At 62.9% G+C, this 20,442-nt stretch carries 19 protein-coding genes; 7 read left to right on the top strand and 12 right to left on the bottom strand.

All coding sequences use genetic code 11. The annotated features are described in order from the left end of the window. Window positions 1-23 precede the first annotated feature (23 nt). The 4 genes from X771_RS144455 to X771_RS144470 all read right to left on the bottom strand — a co-directional run bounded on the left by X771_RS144455 (window position 24) and on the right by X771_RS144470 (window position 4,041). A complete protein-coding gene (locus X771_RS144455) occupies window positions 24-836 on the bottom strand; it encodes an ABC transporter permease (RefSeq protein ID WP_023689181.1) in 813 nt (270 codons plus the stop codon). Next, a complete protein-coding gene (locus X771_RS144460) occupies window positions 836-1,699 on the bottom strand; it encodes an ABC transporter permease (RefSeq protein WP_023689180.1) in 864 nt (287 codons plus the stop codon). The genes X771_RS144455 and X771_RS144460 overlap by 1 nt, the downstream gene beginning before the upstream one ends. Before the next feature lie 61 nt (window positions 1,700-1,760). Beyond that, on the bottom strand, window positions 1,761-2,924 hold the full coding sequence (locus X771_RS144465; protein WP_023689179.1) for a spermidine/putrescine ABC transporter substrate-binding protein: 1,164 nt from the start codon (window positions 2,922-2,924) through the stop codon (window positions 1,761-1,763). After that, entirely contained in the window at window positions 2,905-4,041 is a 1,137-nt protein-coding gene (locus tag X771_RS144470) for an ABC transporter ATP-binding protein (RefSeq protein ID WP_023689178.1), read from the bottom strand. The genes X771_RS144465 and X771_RS144470 overlap by 20 nt, the downstream gene beginning before the upstream one ends. Window positions 4,042-4,154: 113 nt before the next feature. Here X771_RS144470 and X771_RS144475 point away from each other — a divergent pair, with 113 nt between their 5' ends. The 7 genes from X771_RS144475 (at window position 4,155) to ugpC (ending at window position 11,437) form a co-directional block, all read left to right on the top strand. Further along, complete coding sequence (locus X771_RS144475) at window positions 4,155-4,964, top strand: LuxR C-terminal-related transcriptional regulator (protein WP_023689177.1); 810 nt, start codon at window positions 4,155-4,157, stop codon at window positions 4,962-4,964. A 93-nt stretch (window positions 4,965-5,057) separates the two neighbouring features. Then, window positions 5,058-5,975, top strand: a complete 918-nt coding sequence (locus X771_RS144480) for an AraC family transcriptional regulator (RefSeq protein WP_023671262.1) — start codon at window positions 5,058-5,060, stop codon at window positions 5,973-5,975. Window positions 5,976-6,204: 229 nt separating this feature from the next. Next, entirely contained in the window at window positions 6,205-7,476 is a 1,272-nt protein-coding gene (locus X771_RS144485) for a sugar ABC transporter substrate-binding protein (RefSeq protein WP_023689176.1), read from the top strand. A 96-nt stretch (window positions 7,477-7,572) separates the two neighbouring features. Then, window positions 7,573-8,439: a sugar ABC transporter permease gene (locus X771_RS144490; RefSeq protein WP_023689175.1), complete on the top strand. Its 867-nt coding sequence runs from the start codon at window positions 7,573-7,575 to the stop codon at window positions 8,437-8,439. Between the two features lie 26 nt (window positions 8,440-8,465). Beyond that, window positions 8,466-9,278, top strand: a complete 813-nt coding sequence (locus X771_RS144495) for a carbohydrate ABC transporter permease (RefSeq protein WP_023689174.1) — start codon at window positions 8,466-8,468, stop codon at window positions 9,276-9,278. Between the two features lie 15 nt (window positions 9,279-9,293). After that, the gene (locus X771_RS144500) at window positions 9,294-10,340 is read left to right on the top strand and encodes an NAD(P)-dependent alcohol dehydrogenase (protein ID WP_023689173.1); all 1,047 of its coding nucleotides are present in this window, start codon (window positions 9,294-9,296) and stop codon (window positions 10,338-10,340) included. A gap of 2 nt (window positions 10,341-10,342) precedes the next feature. Then, on the top strand, window positions 10,343-11,437 hold the full coding sequence (gene ugpC / locus X771_RS144505; protein WP_023689172.1) for a sn-glycerol-3-phosphate ABC transporter ATP-binding protein UgpC: 1,095 nt from the start codon (window positions 10,343-10,345) through the stop codon (window positions 11,435-11,437). Window positions 11,438-11,491: 54 nt separating this feature from the next. Here ugpC and X771_RS144510 read toward each other — a convergent pair whose 3' ends face one another. The 8 genes from X771_RS144510 to X771_RS144545 all read right to left on the bottom strand — a co-directional run bounded on the left by X771_RS144510 (window position 11,492) and on the right by X771_RS144545 (window position 20,369). Continuing rightward, window positions 11,492-13,078, bottom strand: a complete 1,587-nt coding sequence (locus tag X771_RS144510) for an FGGY-family carbohydrate kinase (RefSeq protein ID WP_023689171.1) — start codon at window positions 13,076-13,078, stop codon at window positions 11,492-11,494. 134 nt (window positions 13,079-13,212) lie between these two features. Then, entirely contained in the window at window positions 13,213-13,872 is a 660-nt protein-coding gene (locus tag X771_RS144515; protein WP_023689170.1) for an HAD family hydrolase, read from the bottom strand. 11 nt (window positions 13,873-13,883) lie between these two features. Further along, on the bottom strand, window positions 13,884-15,362 hold the full coding sequence (locus X771_RS144520; protein ID WP_023689169.1) for a mannitol dehydrogenase family protein: 1,479 nt from the start codon (window positions 15,360-15,362) through the stop codon (window positions 13,884-13,886). A 46-nt stretch (window positions 15,363-15,408) separates the two neighbouring features. Continuing rightward, window positions 15,409-16,179 (bottom strand): L-iditol 2-dehydrogenase, encoded by a 771-nt coding sequence (locus tag X771_RS144525; RefSeq protein ID WP_023683590.1) that lies wholly within the window; start codon window positions 16,177-16,179, stop codon window positions 15,409-15,411. Further along, window positions 16,176-17,180, bottom strand: a complete 1,005-nt coding sequence (locus tag X771_RS144530; RefSeq protein ID WP_023689168.1) for an ABC transporter ATP-binding protein — start codon at window positions 17,178-17,180, stop codon at window positions 16,176-16,178. The genes X771_RS144525 and X771_RS144530 overlap by 4 nt, the downstream gene beginning before the upstream one ends. A 50-nt stretch (window positions 17,181-17,230) precedes the next feature. Further along, a complete protein-coding gene (locus X771_RS144535; RefSeq protein ID WP_023671250.1) occupies window positions 17,231-18,055 on the bottom strand; it encodes a carbohydrate ABC transporter permease in 825 nt (274 codons plus the stop codon). 11 nt (window positions 18,056-18,066) lie between these two features. Next, a complete protein-coding gene (locus X771_RS144540) occupies window positions 18,067-18,939 on the bottom strand; it encodes a sugar ABC transporter permease (protein WP_023671249.1) in 873 nt (290 codons plus the stop codon). Window positions 18,940-19,058: 119 nt separating this feature from the next. Next, window positions 19,059-20,369, bottom strand: a complete 1,311-nt coding sequence (locus X771_RS144545; protein ID WP_023689167.1) for a sugar ABC transporter substrate-binding protein — start codon at window positions 20,367-20,369, stop codon at window positions 19,059-19,061. Window positions 20,370-20,442: the final 73 nt, after the last annotated feature.

Raw genomic sequence — 20,442 nt, 5'->3', positions numbered from 1 at the left:
TGTCTTTCAGCTGGATGGCTTGTTCAGTTTGACGGCTGGCGCTGGCGCAGCTGCCATTGGGCAAGCACCACCAGAAGAACCGAGGCGACGAGCACGATGGTGGCGATGGCGTTGATTTCCGGCGTCACGCCGCGCCGGATCGAGGCGAAGACATAGATCGGCAGCGTCGTCTGCGCGCCGGCGACGAAGAAGGCGACGATGAAATCGTCGAAGGAGAAGGTGAAGGCGAGCAGGAAGCCGGCGATCACCGCCGGCATGATCTGCGGCAGCACGATCGAGCGAAACGTCGTCAGCGGCGTGGCGTAGAGATCGCTCGAGGCCTCGACCAGGTTGCGGTCGAGGCTGGCGAGACGCGTGCCGACGATTATCGTCACCAACGCCATCGAAAACAGGCCGTGGGCGGCGATGATCGATCCATAGCCGAGCGACAGGCGCGGCGGCTGGTCGTTTGGCCAGATCGAGGCGAGGAACGGGTTGAGCACGCCAAACAACTGGACCAGCGCGACGAGCGTCGAGATGCCGATGACGACGCCGGGAACGACGATCGCGGCACCCATCAGCGCGTCGAAGACGGCGCGGGTTCTGAGCCCGACCCGCGCCAGGCCGAGTGCGGCTGCCGTGCCGCACACCGCCGCCAGAAGCGCGCTGGTGGCGGCGATGAACAGGCTGTTCTTCAATGCCTCGACCAGGAACGGGTTCGACAGCGCCGTGCCGTACCACTGCACCGAAAAGCCGGTGAACTCGCTGGCATGGCGGCCGGCGTTGAAGGAAAACAGCACGACCAACGCAATCGGCAGATAGAGGAAGGCGAAGACGGCTGTGACGAAGGCGCGCATCAGATCAGATCCACCCTGCGGGCGCCCGACACCCGCGTCGAGATGCGGTTGGCGGCAATCAGCACCACCACCGAAACCGCCACCAAGGTGATGGCGATGGCCGATCCGAACGGCCAGTTGCGCGACTGCAGGAACAGGTCGACCAGCGCGTTGCCGATGAAGAACACCTTGCCACCGCCAAGCAGCGTCGGGATCAGGTATTCGCCAAGCAGCAGGATCATGACCAGCGAGAAGCCGGTCATGACGCCCGGCAGCGACAGCTTCAGCGTCACGCCTAGGAAGGTCGAGAGCGGCGTCGCGCCGAGATCGGCAGAGGCTTCCAGCAGCCGTCGGTCGAGCCGCTCAAGACTGACATAGATCGGCAGGATCATGAGCGGCAAATAGCCATAGACGATGCCGAGCAGCACGGCGCCCGGCGTGTTGATCAGCCTGACATCCTCGGTGCCGACAAAGGCCAGCAGTGCGGGAATGCCGCGTCCGCCCAGAATGTACATCCAGGCATAGGTGCGCATCAAAAGGCTGGTCCAAAAGGGAATGACGACGAGCGCAAGCAGGATCAGTCGCCAGCGTTGCGGCGCCTTCAGGGCGAGGTAGTAGGCAACCGGGTAGGCGACGAGCAGGCAGGCAAGCGCGCCCACCGGCGCCAGCATCATCGTGTTCCAGAAAGCAGTCGCCCGCGCCGGAAGATTGGCATACTGCGCCAGCGTGAAGGCGGCCTGATAGCCGCCCTCCGGCGCCCGCTCGCCGACGCTAAACACGGCAATGGCGATGAACGGCAACACCAGGAACACCACCAGCCACGCCGTGGCCGGTGCGAGCAGCAGCGCTGTCAGAAAATTGTGCCGAAATCTGTTGCCGTGCATTAAACCGCCCCGATGCCGGCGGACCTAGGCCCGCCGGTTTTCCGTTTGCGTCAGGCCAGCCTCAAGCCGACTTGAAGCGCGCCATCAGTTCGGCGCGGCCGGGGTCGGTCAGCGTCGCCGCCGCACCAAACTCCAGCGGTGTCAACAGGTCGGCCGCCGGGTAAAGGATCGGATTGTCGAGCACTTCCTTGGGCAGCAGTTTGTTGACCCGCGCGTCGGTCGAGGGCGCGCCATTGGCGAGATGCTCCTTCACAGCAACCTCCGGGGTCATCAGATAATTGAGCAAGGCATAGCCGGCCGGCTTGTTCGGCGCGTCCTTCGGGATGGCGTAGAAATCGGTCCAGATTTCGCCGCCCTCCTTGCCCAAGACATAGGCGATCTCCGGGATATCGCGATGCAGCTGTGCGCCATCATTCGTCCAGCACATGGTCATCCAGGCGTCGCCCGCCCGCATGCCCGGCTGGTAGTCCGAAGAGACCGCGAACAGATGCGGCTTGACCTTGAGCAGCAGTTCCTCGGCCTTGGCGAGTTCGTCCTGCTTCAGCGAGTTGAAGGAATAGCCGTAATATTTCAGCGCGTTGCCGATGGTGGTCAGCTGGTAGTCATGCACCATGGTGCGGCCATCACCCTCAGCCATGGCGACGTCCCAGAATTCCTTCCAGCTGGTCATCGGCTTAGCCAGCTTCTTGGTGTTGACGGCAAAGCCCGTGGTGCCCCAGTTCTTCGGCACCGCGTAGGTCGTGCCGTCGATCGTGCCTTCCCCAGTGAAGCGCGGGTCTTCCTGCGTGCCGTCGAAATTCGGCAGCTTGGCCATGTCGAGCGGATCGATGATGCCGAGTTTCTTGTAGGTCGAGATCGTGTAGTTGGTCGGCACGAACAGGCTCCAGCCCGAGGCGCCGGCCTGCAGCTTGGCAAGCATCTCCTCATTGGAGCCGAAGACGTTGACCTCGACGGCGACGCCGGTGTCCTTCTTGAAATTCTCGAAGGTCTGCGGGTCGTGATAGTTCGGCCAGGTGGCGATCGACATGCGGTCGCCGAGGTTTTCGGCGGCGAAGGCCGGCGTCGGCATGATGCCGAGCTCGCGCGCCATCACCGCGGTTGCGATGCCAAGGCCGGTGAGGCCGAGGAAGTCGCGGCGGCCGATCGAGCCGCGCTTCAGGCGCATCAGCTGGTCGACGAAGTTCTCAGGGCTAATCGGCAGTCCGTCACCATATGATTTCGACATTTTTTGCTACCCTCTGGTTGGTCCCGTTGTTCTTGGTCTCCGGAAACGCCAGCGGCGTCCCGGAGGCAAAGCCGATGGCGACGGGTTCACCCGGCTTGAAGAGGTTGCCATGGCCGATCACATGGTCGGCCTTGGCCAGCAGCGTTCCGATGCCCTGCACCTCGATGGCGTATTCCGCCGTCGAGCCCAAGAAGATCCGGTTGCGTACGATGCCCTTGAAAGGGCTGCCTTTGGTGGCGCCGAGGCTTAGCGATTCAGGACGCAGGCTAACAGAAACGGTCTCGCCCTGCTGCAAGGCGGTTCGTTTGCGCGCGGCAATGACGGTTCCGTCCGCCAGCGCCACATTGACAAGATCGCCTGTATGCCCGGCAACCTTGCCGCTCAACAGATTGGTCTTGCCGACGAAGTCGGCGACGAACAGGTCGGCCGGCTCGTCATAGATCTCGCTTGGTTGCCCGAGCTGTACGATGCGGCCGCCGTTCATGACGCAGACGAAGTCGCTCATCGACAGCGCCTCCTCCTGGTCGTGGGTGACCAGCACGAAGGTGATGCCGATCTCGCGCTGCAGGTTCTGCAGCTCGATCTGCATGTCGGTGCGCAGCTTCTTGTCGAGCGCTGCCAGCGGCTCGTCGAGCAAAAGCACAGCCGGCTTGTTGACCAGTGCGCGCGCCAGCGCGACGCGCTGCTGCTGGCCGCCGGAGAGTTCGTGGATCTTGCGGCGGCCATAGCCGGCGAGCCGCACCATTTCGAGCGCCTCGCCGGCGCGCCAGCCGATTTCCTGCGACGACAGGCGCGGCCGTGCCTGGCGCAGCCCGTAGGACACATTGGCTTCGACATCGAGATGCGGAAACAGCGCGTATTGCTGGAACACCATGTTGACCGGCCGACGATAGGGCGGTGTGCCGGCCATGTCCCGGCCACGGATGAACACCTGGCCTTCGCTCGGCTGCTCGAAGCCGCCTATCATGCGCAGGCATGTGGTCTTGCCGCAGCCGGACGGTCCGAGAAGGGCGACAAAGGCGGAGGGCGGCACAGCCAGATCGATGCCGCTGACGGCGGTCACAGCGCCATAGCGCTTGGTGACGCCGCGAAACTCGATGTCGGGCACTGCGGTCAAAGTGCTGGCTCCAGCAACAGGGCTATTCCAGGACGCTACCAGAGCCAATGGCGTCTAGTATATACCTCGCTGGTGGTATATCTGATCTATTTTCTCGTTTAAGGGAGTATAGATTGAGTGCGTCCCGCAGCGACGAATACAGCCGGCTCGCAGCCCTTGTCGCGGCGACACGGGAGACGAGCGGCGACCTGTTCGGCAAGGCAATGGTCGGCTGGTTGAGCCAGCATGTCGGCTTCGACCACTGCGTGATCTTCGGTTACCGCGGCGCCTCGCGACCGCCGCTGCTGTTCGAAACCTTCTCGCCGGCCGAGAGCCATGTCTTCGTCACGCTCTATCAGGAAGGACCTTATCTGCTCGACCCATTTCATCACGCGGCGGTGGAGCGCAAGGAGGGGTTCTGGCGCATGCGCGAACTGGCGCCCGACCGCTTCTATGCCAGCGAGTATTTTCGCACCTACTATAGCCAGACAAGGCTGGCCGAGGAGGTCGGCTTCTTCGTGCCGCTGCCCGGCAAGGATGCGCTGGTGCTGTCGCTGATGCGATTGCACGCCTCGGGTCCCTTCGGCACCGCCGATGCCAGGCTGCTGCGCGACATGGCGCCGGCGGTCATCAACTTCGCCCGGTTGCGCTGGCCCGCACTTTCGGCCGAGGAGCAGGACGAAGCGGAGCAGGGCGAGACGATCGCCGCAGTCAACGAGTTCGACCGCGCACACATTTGGGAAAGCCTGTCGCTGACCCCGCGCGAAAAGCATGTCGTCGATCTGGTGCTGCAGGGGCATTCCACCGAGTCGGTCGCAAGAGCCATGCGCATCGTGCCGGGAACGGTGAAGGTTCACCGCCGCAACATCCACCGCAAACTCGGCATCAAATCCCAGGCCGGGCTGTTCGCCCGCTTCATCGAGATCATCGAGAGCCGGCGTTGAAATCGCTGAGGCAGACATCGTTCACTTGCGGGCGACAGACTGCTACGGATTACCCGAAACCAGTCGCTTCCTCATACGCCCCGAGAGCAGACGATGGCATTCAGGCGCAGAAAGAACACGGCCGCGATCCCTCGCACAGTGCCGGCTTTCGAGCACATCGTCACCGAGGCGAGCGACAGTTTCCTGTGGCGGCTCGACGACTATCCCTGGGAGCGCAATGTCTGGAATTTTCATCCGGAATACGAGATCCATCTCCTGAGGAAGTCTTCCGGGGTCGCGCTGGTCGGCGATCACATCGGCGAATTCGGGCCGGGCTACCTGAGCATCGTCGGCGGCGGGCTGCCGCATGACTGGGTGACATCGGTGCAACCCGGCGAGCTGATCGAAGGACGCGACATCGTGCTGCAATTCGATCCGCAGCGGCTGCGCGGCTCGGCGGGACTGCTGCCGGAGCTGCGCGAACTAGAACCGTTCCTGGAGCGATCGCTGCGCGGCATCGTCTTCCATGGCCGCGCCGCGCTCGACGGCGCTGCGCTGATGGAACGGATGGGCACCGTGCACGGGCTCGCCCGGTTTTGCCTCTTCCTCGAACTGGTCGATCTGCTGGCCAGGACAGACGAATACGAGCTTTTGTCCTCGCCGGATTTCTCACCCGCGCTCGACGCAACCTCGCTGGACATCATCCAGCGCACGCTGACCTATCTCTTCCAGCACTTCGCCGAGGACCTGAAGCTGCCGGAGGCGGCGGAGCTGGCGGGGATGAGCGAAAGCACGTTTTCGCGCTTCTTCCAGAAAAACACCGGCAACAGTTTCAGCGACCACATCGCCAAGCTCCGGCTCTGGCAAGCCTGCAAGCTGCTGGCGGACACCGATATTCCGATCACCGACATCTGCTTCCAGGTCGGCTACATGAACATCTCCAACTTCAACCGCGCCTTCCTGCGCAAACACCGGATGACGCCGTCATCCTACCGCAAGCTGTCGAAGCAGCGGATGACGATGCGCGCCTGAAAACCGGCCTTCCTCACTCCATCGGTACTCATGTGACAGAGGCCGTGCAGGCGGGCCGGATTTTGCAGCGCACAATGCATAAAAGTACAGGTCTGCTGCAACGGGGCTTCTAGCGCGGCCTTTAGCAACTCCTCATTTTGGCGATGGGTGGCTTGTCGCTCGGGCGATGGCGAGGATCGCGCAACCGAAGACTTCCGCTTCCTGCGACTGTTCCTGGAGGAGAAAATCAATGAAACCAATTCGGCTCGCTGCGAGCATAAGCGCAGCTTTCATGCTTACCACGACCCTCTCGACCATGGCGCTGGCGGCGCCGGTCTGCTCGGCGCCGGTCAAGGTGCTGGCGCAACCGCGTGACGGGCTGACGCTGCTGGAGGCGTCCAAGGACGAGTTCCAGAAACTGGCCGGCGCCAGCTTCCAGATCGACTATCTCAACGAGAACGACCGCCGGGCAAAGTCGCGCGCCGATGCGTCCACGGTCGGCAACTACAACGTCTACTATGTCGACGAAGCCAATGTCGCGCTGTTCGCCTCGTCGAAATGGATCGTGCCGCTCACCGACTATTACCCGGCTGACTACGACTACGCCGATTTCGACCCGGGCCGGCAGAAGGTCGCCACCTATGACGGCAAGGTGTGGTTCGCGCCGCTGACCGGCGGCGGCGACCTGATGGTCTACCGCAAGGACATTCTGGAAGCCGCCGGCATCCAGCCGCCGAAGACGCTGGACGAGTTGATCGCCGACGTGCCGAAGCTGACCGATCCCGACAAGGGCATATACGGCATCGCGCTGCGCGGCGCGCGTGGCTCGGGCGCCAATGTCTGGCGCTGGATGCCGTTCTTCAAGGCCTATGGCGGAAAATGGTTCGACGGTGACAAGCCGGCTTTCAACTCCGAGGCCGCGGTCAAAGCGACCGAGACCTATCTTAAACTGTTCAAGGATTCAGCGCCCGGCACGCAGACCGGCAGCTGGGATGAATCGACCGGCGCCTTCCTTTCGGGCCAGGTTGCCATCTTGGTCGAATCGACGCCGCTGTCGGGCATGGCGGTCGACCCGAAGACCTCGCAAGTGGTCGGCAAGATCGGCTTCCTGCCGCCGCCCTCGCCACTGACCGGCGGCGGCTACGGCCACGGCCTCGCCATCGCCGCCAAGGCCAATGCCGATGACGCCGCGAAGCAATGCGCCGGCCTGTTCATCGCCTGGGCGACGTCGAAGGAGAACGAGAAGCGCCGGCTCGACGCGCACCAATTCGGCGAGCTCAACCGCACCAGCGTGCTGTCCAGCAAGGAGTTCGCCGACATTTACGGCGCCGATCTCGGCCAGGCGCTTGCCGATACCGGCAAGGTGACGGCGGTGAACTTCTGGCAAGATCCGCGCTGGCCGGATCTCGGCGACCGCTGGGGCATCATCCTGGAAGAGCTGGTCACCGGCACGCGCACCGACGTCAAGGGCGGCCTCGACGAACTCGAGGCCTACGCCAACGAGCTGGTGAAGAAGAAGTAATCCTCCCGCCCGCGGCGCGCGGTCCACGGCATTCGACTGGATGCCGGGACTGTGCGCCGCGGGTCTCTCCAAAAAGGCACAGCCCGAGGATAGGCCATGCGCCGACGCTCTTCCCTGCCCGTGACGTTTCTGGTTCCGACGCTCGCCATTCTTCTGGTGCTGTCGATGGTGCCGACGCTCTACGCCATCGTCATCGCCCTGCAGAACCGCGAGCTGAGTTCCTCGGACTATTCCTGGGTCTGGTTGTCGAACTTCATCGACCTGTTCGCCGACCGGCGTTTCCTCAACGCGGTCTGGGTTTCGGTGAAGTGGGAAATCGTCACCGTCGTGACAACGATGATGGTGGCCATCGGGCTCGGCGTGCTGATGTTCGAAGTGGCGTCGCCGCGGCTGCGCAACATCTACTGCCTGCTGTTCATCATCCCGGTGCTGTTGCCGCGCGTGTCGGCGGCTTTCGTGTGGAAGTTCGCCTATCATCCGCTCTACGGCATCGCCACCTACCCCTACCGGCTGATCACCGGCGGGCTGATCTTCGACCCGCTTTCGAAGCCAGCGACGGCCCTGTTTGCCGTCGCCTCGGTCGATGTCTGGCAGTGGGGACTGTTCTTCGCGGTCATCGTGCTGAAGCTTCTGGAGACCTTGCCGCCGCAGCCGATCGAAGCGGCGCGGCTCGACCACGCCAAACGCTGGCAGATCCATGCCTATGTGACCTTGCCTATGCTGAAGGCGCCGCTGATCAGCCTGATGTTCGTCAAGATGATCGAATCGCTGCGCTCCTTCGACCTGATTTATGTGATGACGCGCGGCGGGCCGGGCGTGGCGACCGAGACGCTCGACATGTACGCCTTCTCGCAAGGCTTCATCGAATCCGGCAAGGTGTCCTATGCCTCGGCCATGGCGGTGCTGATGATGATCGCGACTGTCATCACCTTCACCATGCTGTGGAAGCGGGTGCAGGCATGAAGTCGAATCGCATGAGGCCGTATCGCATGAGACCGGGCCGCCTCATCGGCAAGATCATCCTGGCCTTCGCCGGCTTCATGGCGGTGTTTCCGCTCGCCTGGACGGCGGTCAATTCGCTGAAGAACAATGTCGACATCATCACCCGCGTGCCGCGCCTGGTGTTTACCCCGACCTTCGACAATATCAGCTACATCATCGGCCGCGACAGCGTAATGACCGGTCTCTATAACTCGGTCATTTCCTGCGGCGTCGCCGTGCTGATCGGCGTCATGCTCGGCCTTCCGGCAGCCTATGCGGTGGCGCGCTATCCCAATCGCTTCGCTGGCGACATCCAGTTCTTCGTGTTGTCGCTGCGCTTCCTGCCCCCGGTGGCAGTCGCCATTCCGCTGATGGTGATCTGGCTGCAGATCGGGCTCTACGACACCTTGCCGGCGCTGATCGTCACCTATTCGCTGCTCACCATCTCGGTGATCATGTGGCTCGCCATTCCCGCCTTCCAGGCCGTGCCTAAGGAAATCGAGGAAGCCGCTTTCCTCGACGGCTACGGCGCTTACTCGGTGTTCTGGCGCATTGCGCTGCCGGTAGCGGCGCGCTCGCTGATCGGCGCCGTCGCCTTCAGCTTCGTGCTGGTGTGGAACGAATTCCTGATCGCGCTGATGCTGTCCAGTTCCAACGCCAAGACATTGCCGATCGTCGCTTCCGAACTTTCACAGCAAGGCATGAACGTGCCGTGGGGAATCCTCAACGCCTCGGTCGTGCTGTTGTCGCTACCGCCGCTGCTGTTCCTCGGCGTGCTCAGCGGCTTCCTGAATTCCGTTTTCCGGCAAAAAAAGACTTGATGCGAGGACTTACCTATGCGGGCACTGGTGCTTGAGAAAAAAGGCGAACTGTCGCTGCGCGAGATCGCGCTGCCGCTCGACGTCGGACCGGGCGATGTCAAGATCGCCATCCACACGGTCGGCGTCTGCGGCAGCGACGTGCACTATTACACCCATGGCGCCATCGGCAGCTATGTCGTGCGGGCCCCGATGGTGCTCGGCCACGAAGCCGCGGGAACGATCGTCGAGATCGGCGCCAATGTCGGCACGCTGAAGGTCGGCGACCGCGTCTGCATGGAGCCGGGCGTGCCGAACCTGTCGTCGCGCGCGACCAGGCTCGGCATCTACAATGTCGACCCTGACGTCTCCTTCTGGGCGACGCCGCCTGTGCATGGCGTGCTGGCGCCCTATGCCGTGCACCCGGCCGCCTTCACCTACAGACTGCCGGACAATGTCACCTTCGCCGAAGGCGCGATGGTCGAACCCTTTGCTATCGGCATGCAGGCGGCGAGCCGCGCCCGCATCGTGCCTGGCGACGTCGCCGTCGTCGTCGGCTGCGGCCCGATCGGCATCATGATCGCGCTGGCGGCGCTGGCCGGCGGCTGCTCGAAGGTGCTGATCTCCGATTTTTCCGCACCCAAGCTCGATATTGCCGCGCAATATCCCGGCATCGTGCCGGTCAATATAGGTGAGCAATCGCTGGTCGACGCAGTCTCCGCCGCGACCGACAATTGGGGCGCGGATATCGTGTTCGAGGCGAGCGGCAGCCCGAAGGCATTCGCCGACCTGTTCGATGTCGTGCGGCCGGGCGGCGCGGTGGTGCTGGTCGGACTGCCGGTCGAACCGGTCAGCCTCAACGTTCCGGCGGCGATCTCCAAGGAAGTGCGCATCGAGACGGTGTTCCGTTACGCCAACATCTTCGACCGCGCGCTGCAGCTGATCGCCTCGGGGAAGGTCGACCTCAAGCCGCTGATCACCGGCACTTATGATTTCTCGGACAGCATCGAGGCCTTCGAGCGGGCGGCGCAAGGCAAGCCGCAAGACGTCAAGCTGCAAATCCTTCTTACCGGCGAGAAGGGCTGACCATGTCCGCGATCGTTTGCTCCCATGTCGACAAGGCTTACGGCGCCACCACCGTCATCCGCGACCTCAATCTCTCGATCGAGGAGCACGAATTCGTCGTATTCCTCGGCCCGTCCGGCTGCGGCAAGTCGACCTTGCTCAGGATGCTGGCCGGACTGGAGGATATCAGCGGCGGGGAAGTGTCGATCGGCGGCAAAGTGGTCAACGATCTCGAGCCCGGCGAGCGCGGCATTGCCATGGTTTTCCAGAACTATGCGCTCTACCCGCATATGACGATCTTCGACAACATCGCCTTTGGGCTCAAGCGACAGAAAGTGCCCCCGGCCGAGATCCGGAAGCGGGTCGAGGCGGTGGCAACGACGCTCGGCCTCGAACCTTACCTCGCCCGCAAGCCGACCGAACTTTCCGGCGGCCAGCAGCAGCGCGTGGCGATTGCGCGCGCCATGATCAAGACGCCGAAAGTGTTCCTGTTCGACGAGCCGCTGTCGAATCTCGACGCCAAACTTCGCAACCATATGCGGGTCGAAATCGCCCGCCTGCACCAGTCGCTGAAGACCACTACCGTCTATGTCACCCACGACCAGCTCGAAGCGATGACGCTGGCCGACCGGATAGTGCTGCTCAGGGATGGCGTCATCGAACAGATCGGCTCGCCGGCCGAGATCTATCGCCAGCCGGGCAATCTGTTCGTCGCCGGCTTCATCGGTACGCCGAACATGAATTTCATCGACGTGGCCGTCGGGCGGAAGGACGAACGCTGGACGCTGACAGGCGGCGGCTCGACCTTCTTCATAGAAGGCCTGGGCTTCGATCTGCGCGGCGTCCATCGCGCCGTGCTTGGAATCCGACCGCCGGACCTGAAGACCGCCGGTGCTCAGAGCATCAATCTTCTGCAAGGCACCGCCGACCTCATCGAGTTCCACGGCAATGACGCGCTGGTGACGTTCGCCTGCGGCGGCAAGGAGGTCGGCGCGTTGGTATCGGCCCGCGAATGCCCGGCGTTGCGCGCGCCTGTGCGCTACACATTCGAGGAGGAGAGCGTGCATCTGTTCGACGCGGCGACCGGCGCATCCTTGCTCCGGCGAGAGGAGGCCTAGATTTGGTACGCAATTCCGGACGGAAAACCGTTTCACGCTTTTCCTGGAATTGCTCTAGCTGATGGCGTCGAGCGCCTGCCGCTGGCGGTGCATTTCGAGGAAGATCCTGTAGTCGCGGTCGAAGCGGCCTGACGCGGTCGGGTTCGAGGTGCGCGCCCTGCCGCCTTGCTGCATGGCGACGCAGGCGGCATTCAGGTCCGGGAACAGGCCAGCGGCAGTGGCGGCGACCATGCCGGTGCCGAGCAGAACGGCTTCGTCGGCCAGCGGCTCGATCACCGCGCAGCCGGTGGCGTCGGCATAAAGCTCCATCAGCAACGGGTTCTTGGTGTGGCCGCCGGTGACATGCAGCGTGTCTATGAGATAGCCGTTCTCGTTCAGCGCCTCCAGCACATGGCGCACGCCGAGCGCGATGCCGACGGCCGTGCGCCAATAGAGCTTGCACAGGCTGTCGAAAGAGGAATCCAGCGTCAGCCCGCTGACCACGCCGACGGCATGCGGGTCGGCAAGCGGCGAGCGGTTGCCGTGGAAATCCGGCAGCACATGCAGCCTCGCCGCCAGCTTGTCGCCTTCGGTGCTGCGCAGTTCAGCGACGCGCCTGGCGATCTTGGCATGCATGGCCGCATCCGGCTCGCCGCCGGCGCCATGCCAGCGGATGATGTGGTCGAGCAAAGCCCCGGTAGCCGACTGGCCGCCTTCCGACAGCCAGAGCTTTGGCAGTGCGGCGCCATAGTATGGACCCCAGACGCCGGCGAAAGGCTGCGGATCGGGCGACATGGCCATGACGCAGGACGAGGTGCCGGCGATCAATGCCAGATGGCGGCCGATATTCTGCTCGTCGCCAGCAAAGCCGCCGAGCACGCCAAGCGCGCCGGCATAAGCATCGATGACGCCGGCGCCGACCCGACAGTTTTCGCTCAAGCCCAACTCCGCCGCCGCTTCAGGCGTGAGCGTGCCGATGTCTGCGCCGACAGCACTTGCCTTCTCCGGCAGGCTGCCGTGTTCGAACAGATCGCCAAGCCCGACCCTGTCGAAGAAGTCACGGCGCCAGCCGGTTTCCTCATGCGCCAGATAGGTCCATTTGGCGGTCAGCGTGCATTGCGAGCGCGACAGCGAACCGGTCGCCTTCCAGGTCAGGAAATCCGTAAGGTCGAATAGGTAGCCGGCCTCATGCCATGTTCCCGGCAGATTGCGCTTCAGCCACATCAGCTTCGGCGTCGCCATTTCCGGCGACATGACGCCGCCGATATAGTCAAGTACGGCGTGGCCGCTATCGGTGCATTCATCTGCCTCGGCGATGGCGCGATGGTCGAGCCAGACGATGGTGTCCCAGCGCCGTTCGCCCGTCACCGAGACGCTGAGCTGGCCGGCATTCCTGTCCAGCACCACCAGCGAGCAGGTGGCGTCGAACGACATGCCGACAATATCGTCGGCTGACACACCGGCCTTTTCGCGCGCGGCACGCACCGCGATGCACACAGCCGACCAGATATCCTGCGAATTGTGCTCGGCGTGATCGGCCTGCGGCTGGTTCATGACGATCGGATGCTCGGCGCGGCCGAGCAAGGTGCCTGACGTGTCGAGAATGCCCGCGCGGGCGCTCCCGGTGCCGACATCGACCGCGCAAACGAAGCTTTTCGTCAAGATGCTTTTACTCTCGCTCCCTAGAGCCGGATGATTTCAGGTCTGTTCGACCTGAAATCTGAATCCGTCTCTAAATCAAAGAAGTAGAGCATGATGTCGTCCGAAAACCGCTTCACACTTTTCGGCATCATGCTCTAGCCTGCAATCAGATCGGGCAATTGCAGCATGTCCGCGAATATAAAGTCCGGTTCACTCGACGCAAGCCGCGCTTTCAAGGCCGGGTTGCCGGCGTGCGAACCGCCGGTGAAAGCAAAGACGCGCATACCGGCCGCACGCGCCGCCGCGATGCCGGCAGGGCTGTCCTCGATTACGATGCAATTACCGGGATGCGCGCCCATGGCGGCGGCGGCATGGAGAAAAAGATCCGGCGCCGGCTTGCCGCGCGCGACCATGGCAGCGCTGAACAGATGGGGCTCGAGCAGGCCGAGCAGGCCGGTAACGTCGAGCGCATAGCGAATGCGGTCGAGCGTGCCGGAGGAAGCGACGCAGCAGGGCACGCCCAGCCTCGGCAGGATGTCGCTGATGCCGGGAATCGGCTTCAGCTCCTCGCGGAATTTGCGCATCAGCTCGACGCGCATATCGGTCAGGTGCACGTCGGTGATGTCGATGGTGAAATCGCGAAGAAGTATCTCGCGCACGCTCTTCATGCTCTTGCCGAGGAAATGCTCGTAGGCCGCATCCTCGCTGACCGAGCCCCCGGCGGCAGAGATCATGCCGAGCAGAGCCGAAACCGACAGCGCCTCGCTGTCGACCAGCACGCCGTCACAGTCGAAGATGACCAGTTCGGGCGTCATTGCGGCTGGCGTCAGAGCTTGCCGGAGATGTAGCGCGTCAGCGTCGCGCGCGTGCCATTCGCCCACAAGACGTTGAGCGCATGGGCAAAGGCCTCGGCGAACGCCGCCGAGCGGCCGACATCGCCATAGATGTCCTCCATCGCAAGCCAGGCGCCGGGCGCATCCTTCGCCGCCTTGGCGGTTGCCTGCAGCCGGTCCCAGCTGGGATCGTTGGCTTCGATGTCGGCGCCGCTGTCGGTGGTGCCGAAGCAATAGCGGCACCACAGCGCCGATTCCAGCGCGAGACCCGCAACGCTCTTCCCGGCTTTCAGCCGGTCGGCGATGGTCGGGATGATGAATTTCGGCTGCCGGTTGGAACCGTCGAGGCAAAGCCGGCGGATGGTGTCGCCGATCTTCGGGTTGGAAAAGCGGTGCTCGATGAGCTGGTAATAATCCTCCAGCACGGTGTCCGGCACCGGCGGCACGGTCGGGATGATCTCGTCATGCTCGAGCTTGGCGAGGAAGCCGCGCACCAGCGGCTCCTGCATCGCCTCATGGACGAAATGGATGTCCATCAACCCTGCGGGATAAGCGATCGTGGCATGACCGCCATTGAGGATGCGGATCTTCATCAGCTCATAGGGCGCGACATCCCTCACGAATTGCACACCGACCTTTTCCAGCGGCGGGCGGCCGTCGGTGAAACGGTCTTCCAGCACCCATTGCTTGAACGGCTCGCAGAACACCGGCCAGTTGTCCTCGAGGCCGAACTCGGTGGCGAGAATGCCGCGCTCGCGGTCGGAGGTGGCGGGGGTGATGCGGTCGACCATGCCGTTGGGAAAGGCGACATTGTCGCTGACCCAGTTTGCCAGATCCTCGTCGATCAGCCGGGCGAGGCCGATGACGCCATCCGAGGTGACATGGCCATTGTGAGGGATGTTGTCGCAGGACATGACGGTGAACGGCACGATGCCGTCGGCCCGGCGGCGCATCAGCCCGGCCAGGATGAGGCCGAACACCGTCTTCGGCGTCGTACCTGCCTGCGCGTCGGCAACGATATCAGGATGGGTCGGGTTGAACTTTCCCGAGGCCGGATCGATGAAATACCCGCCTTCGGTGATGGTCAGCGAGACGATCTTGATCGCCGGATCGGCGAGCTGGTCGATGATCGCATCCGCATCGCCGGGCGTCAGGAAATCGATCATGACGCCGGTGACGCGGGCGCTCATATGGTCGGAATCCTGCTCGACCACGGTGGTCAGCCAGTCCTGCTCCTGCAGCTTGGAACGACCGATTTTTTCGCCCTCGAAGACCCCGGCGCCGACCAGCGCCCAGTCATGGCCGATGCCTGCATTGAAGAGATCGTCGAGGTAGACCGCCTGATGCGACCGATGGAAATTGCCGACGCCGAAATGGACGATACCGGGTTTGAGCCTGGAGCGATCATATCTGGGACCGGCGACCTTGGCGGGGAGTTCCGAGAGGATCGAGGAGGAGAGTTTCACGGTCATTTTTCTACCCTTTTGGCCGGGCTGCGGCCTTCGTGATCCCGGCCCATCAACTCATCCATTGGCCGCCATCGACATTGTAGGTCTGGGCGACGATGTATTCGGCGTCGTCGCTGGCCAGGAAGACCGCCATGCCGGTCAGGTCCTCCGGCTTGCCCATGCGGCCATAGGGCACGCCCTCGCCGACCAGCCGCTTCTTCTCGCCCTTCGGCCGGTTCTCATATTTGGCAAACAGCGCATCGACCTCATCCCACATATCGCTGTCGACGACGCCGGGCGCGATGCCATTGACGTTGATGCGGTGCTTGATCAGGTCGAGCCCGGCGGACTGGGTCAGCGAAATCACCGCGGCCTTGGTGGCGCAATAGACGGCGACCAGCGGCTCGCCGCGCCGTCCTGCCTGGCTGGCGATGTTGATGATCTTGCCGCCCTTGCCCCTTGCGATCATCGAACGCGCCGCTGCCTGCAGCATGAACAAAGTGCCGGCGACGTTGACGGAGAACAATTTGTCATAGCTCGCTTCGGTGATCTCGACGATCGGCGCCAGGTCGAACAAGGCAGCATTGTTGATCAGTATGTCGAGGCCGCCGGTCTTTGTTTCGACCGCCTTGACCGACGCCTGGATCGAAGCAAGGTCGCTGACGTCGAGCCTGACCGGATAGGCGTTGGCGCCAATCTCGGCGGCCGTGTTTTCGGCAGCCGCCAGATTGATGTCGGCAATGGCCACCGTGGCACCCTCGCGCGTATAGGCTTCGGCAAAAGCCCTGCCGATGCCGCGCGCGGATCCGGTGATCAGCGCCGATTTGCCTTTCAGTCTCACTGCGTCAGCGCCTTTCCGTCGGGGCCGAAGCGATGCATGCGGACCTTGTCCGGCGTCAAATAGATGGTGTCGCCGTGGCGTACGGCCAGTTCGCCATCGGCGCGTACCGTCAGCGGACCGACGCCGTCGGCCTGGACATGCAGGAAGGTGTCGGAGCCCAGATGCTCGGCGACGCCGACAAGGGCTTTCCAGTCACCCGCGGTGGTCGATATCCCCATATGCTCAGGACGAATGCCGATGGTCTTGGCGTTGTATTTGGCCGCCGGCGCACCTTCGATCAGGTTCATTTTCGGCGAACCGATGAAGCCCGCCACGAACAGGTTCTTCGGCGACTTGTAGAGTTCCATCGGCGAGCCGACCTGTTCGATGTTGCCGGCGTTGAGCACGACGATTTTGTCGGCCATGGTCATGGCTTCGATCTGGTCGTGGGTGACGTAGACCATCGTCGTCTTGAGCTGATGGTGCAGCTCGCTGATTTCGAGCCGCATGGTGCCGCGCAGTGCGGCATCGAGGTTGGACAGCGGCTCGTCGAATAGGAATGCCGAGGGCTGGCGCACGATGGCGCGGCCGATGGCGACGCGTTGCCGCTGGCCGCCGGAGAGCTGGCCGGGCCGGCGTTCGAGATAGTTGGTGAGGTTGAGGACCCGGGCTGCGTCCTTCACCTTCTTGTCGATCGTCGCCACATCCTCGCCCGCCATCTTCAGCGGGAAGCCGATGTTCTTGGCCACCGTCATATGCGGATAGAGCGCATAGGACTGGAACACCATGGCCAGCTTGCGCTTGGCCGGCGCCTCGCCGGTGACGTCACGGCCATCGATGTTGATGGTGCCCCCGCTGGTGTCCTCGAGCCCGGCAATGAGGCGCAGCAACGTGGACTTGCCGCAACCCGACGGCCCGACGAAGACGACGAACTCGCCATTCTCGATGACGAGGTCGAGGCCTGGAATGATGACCGTCGATCCGAAATGCTTGGAGACGTTCTTGAGCGTGATGTTTCCCATGGTTTCCTCCCCGAGGGGTTATTTGGCCGGATTGCTTCAGGCAACGTCCGTTATTTTACCGCACCGAAGGTCAGGCCGCGCACCAGCTGCTTCTGGCTGAACCAGCCCATGATCAGGATGGGCGCGATGGCCAGCGTCGATGCCGCCGAAAGCTTGGCCCAGAACAGGCCTTGCGGGCTTGAGAACGAACTGATGAAGGCCGTCAGCGGCGCCGCCTCGGTGGTGGTCAGGCGGATGGTCCAGAACGCTTCGTTCCACGCCAGGATGATGTTGAGCAGCATGGTCGAGGCGATGCCCGGCACGGCCATGGGGGTCAGCACATAGACGATCTCGCCCCACAGGGTGGCGCCGTCCATGCGTGCCGCTTCCAGGATCTCGCCGGGGATTTCGCGGAAGTAGGTGTAGAGCATCCAGATCACGATCGGCAGGTTGATCAGCATCAGCATGATCATCAGGCCGATGCGGCTGTCGAGCAGTCCGGCATCGCGGAAGATGAGGTAGATCGGGAAAAGCACGGCAACCGCCGGCATCATCTTGGTCGAGAGCATCCACATCAGGATGTCCTTGGTCCACTTGCCCGGCGAGAAGGCCATCGACCAGGCGGCCGGAACCGCGACGATCAGGGCCAGGATGGTCGAGCCGACCGAGAGCAGCACCGAGTTGAAGAAGAACTTGAAGTAGCCGCTCTGCGCCTGGACCTCGGTATAGCTCTCGAACGTCCCCGACGGGATCAGCGCGAAGCCCTGGATGGCCTCCTGCTCCGACTTGAACGAGGTGATGATCGTGTAGAGGATCGGGAAGAAGATCAGCAGCGCGACGATCCAGGCGGCGCCTGTCGCAATGACCTTGTGTTGGGTGGTGACTGCGCGTGCCATCGTATCCTCCCTTACTTGTCCAGGTTCTTGCCGACCGCGCGCATGGCGAAGAAGGCGACGATGTTGGCGAGAATGACGGCGATGACACCGCCGGCCGATGCCTGGCCGATTTTGAACTCCAGCAATGCCTTCTGGTAGACGAGGAAGGGCAGGTTGGTGGAGGCATAGCCGGGTCCGCCATTGGTGGTGACCAGGATTTCGGCATAGACCGACAGCAGGAAGATGGTCTGGATCAGGATGACGACGGTGATGGCGCGCGACATGTGCGGCAGCGTCAGATAGATGAAGCGGCTGACGAAGCCGGCGCCGTCCATCTCGGCGGCTTCCTTCTGCTCGCCGTCGAGCGACTGCAATGCGGTCAGCAGGATCAGCGTTGCGAAGGGCAGCCATTGCCAGGCGACGATGATGATGATGGCAAGCATCGGATGCTGCCCGAACCAGTCGATCGGTTGAGCCCCGAAGAAGCGCGCAATGTCGGCAAAGACGCCGTATTGCGGGTGCATGATCATGTTCTTCCAGACAAGTGCAGCCACCGGCGGCATGACGAAGAACGGAGAGATGACGAGGATGCGGACGATCCCCTGTCCCCACATCGGCTGATCGATCAACAGCGCCAGCATGATGCCGCCGATGACGGTGATCAGCAGCACGCTGCCCACCAGGACCAGCGTGTTGAGGATCGACTGCAGGAATGCCGGGTTGGAATAGAACAGCGAGTAATTCGAGAACCAGACAAACCCGTCGCGGATCGGATTGAGCGGATTGTACTGCTGGAAGGAGAACCAGATCGTGAGTGCCAGCGGCACGATCATCCAGACGAACAGCAGCACCACGGATGGCGCCAACATAAAGCGGGCAAGCGAACGGGTCTGCTGAGTAGCCATGACGGTCACCCTTCAAGGTCAGCCAAATTTTCAGGTGTGTGAAAGGGGCCGCCCGAACTGGGATTCGGGCGGCCGTTGCCGGCCAAGGAGGCGACCGGCATTCGGCACCGGGAGGAGCCTTACTTGATATAACCGCCTTCGGTCATGGTCGCCGTGGCGGCGTCCTGCGCCTGCTTGAGCGCGTCGTCTACGCTGGTCTGGCCGGCGAGCGCCGCCGAGAACAGCTGGCCAACGGTTGTGCCGAGGCCCTGGAACTCAGGAATGGCGACGAACTGCACACCGACATAGGGCACCGGCTTGACCGTCGGATGCGCCGGATCGGCGGCATTGATCGAGTCCAGCGTCATCTTGGCGAACGGGGCCGCCTTCTGGTACTCGGGATTGGCGTAGAGCGAGGAACGCGTTCCCGGAGGAACGTTGGCCCAGCCTTCCTTGGAAGCGACCAGTTCGGCATAGTGCTTGCTGGTCGCCCATGAGACGAACTTCTGGGCGGATTCCGCCTTCTGCGTGCCTGCGGGGATCGCCAGCGACCATGCCCAGAGCCAGTTGGCGCGCTTGCCGAGGCCATTGTCCGGCGCCAAAGCATAACCGACCTTGTCGGCCACCTTCGAGGCCTTCGGATCCGAGACGAAGGACGCCGCCACGGTGGCGTCGATCCACATGCCGCACTTGCCTTGCTGGAACAGAGCCAGATTCTCGTTGAAGCCGTTGGACGAAGCGCCTTCCGGACCGTCGGCCTTCATCAGGTCGACATAGAACTGCAGTGTGTTCTTCCATTCCGGTTGGTCGAACTGCGGCTTCCAGTTCTCGTCGAACCAGCGGGCGCCAAACGAGTTGGACATGGCCGTCAGGAACGCCGTGTTCTCGCCCCAGCCGGCCTTGCCGCGCAGGCATACGCCGTTCACGCCATTGGCGCGGTCGGTCATCTTGTCGGCGGCCTGCTTGATGAAGTCCCACGTCGGGGCATCGGGCATGGTCAGCCCGGCCTTCTCGATCAGGTCCTTGCGGTACATGACGAAGGAGCTTTCGCCGTAGAAGGGCGCGGCATAGAGCTTGCCGTCGACCGAGAGGCCGCCGGCGATGGCCGGGATGATGTCCTTGGCGTCATAGTCGTCGCCGAGCTTGTCGAGCGGCAACAGCCAGCTCTGCTTGGCCCAGATCGGAACCTCGTAGGTGCCGATCGTCATCACGTCATACTGGCCGCCCTTGGTTGCGATGTCGGTGGTGACGCGCTCGCGCAGCACGTTCTCTTCGAGCGTGACCCAGTTCAGCTGGATGTCGGGGTTCGCCTTGGTGAAGTCGTCCGTCAGCTTTTGCATGCGGACCATGTCGCCATTGTTGACCGTGGCGATGGTGATGGATTCGGCGTGTGCGGCAAAAGCGAAAGCGCTGGCCGACAACAAGCCCAGGGTGAGCGTGCCCAGTTTCATCAAATTCCTCCCATGAACCAAGATGAGCATTTGCCTTGGTAATGGGCAATTACTCACTTGGCATAAATTATGT

Source organism: Mesorhizobium sp. LSJC269B00 (assembly GCF_000502815.1).
In the GTDB taxonomy this organism is placed as follows: domain Bacteria; phylum Pseudomonadota; class Alphaproteobacteria; order Rhizobiales; family Rhizobiaceae; genus Mesorhizobium.
This window is presented reverse-complemented; position numbering and strand designations above follow the sequence as displayed.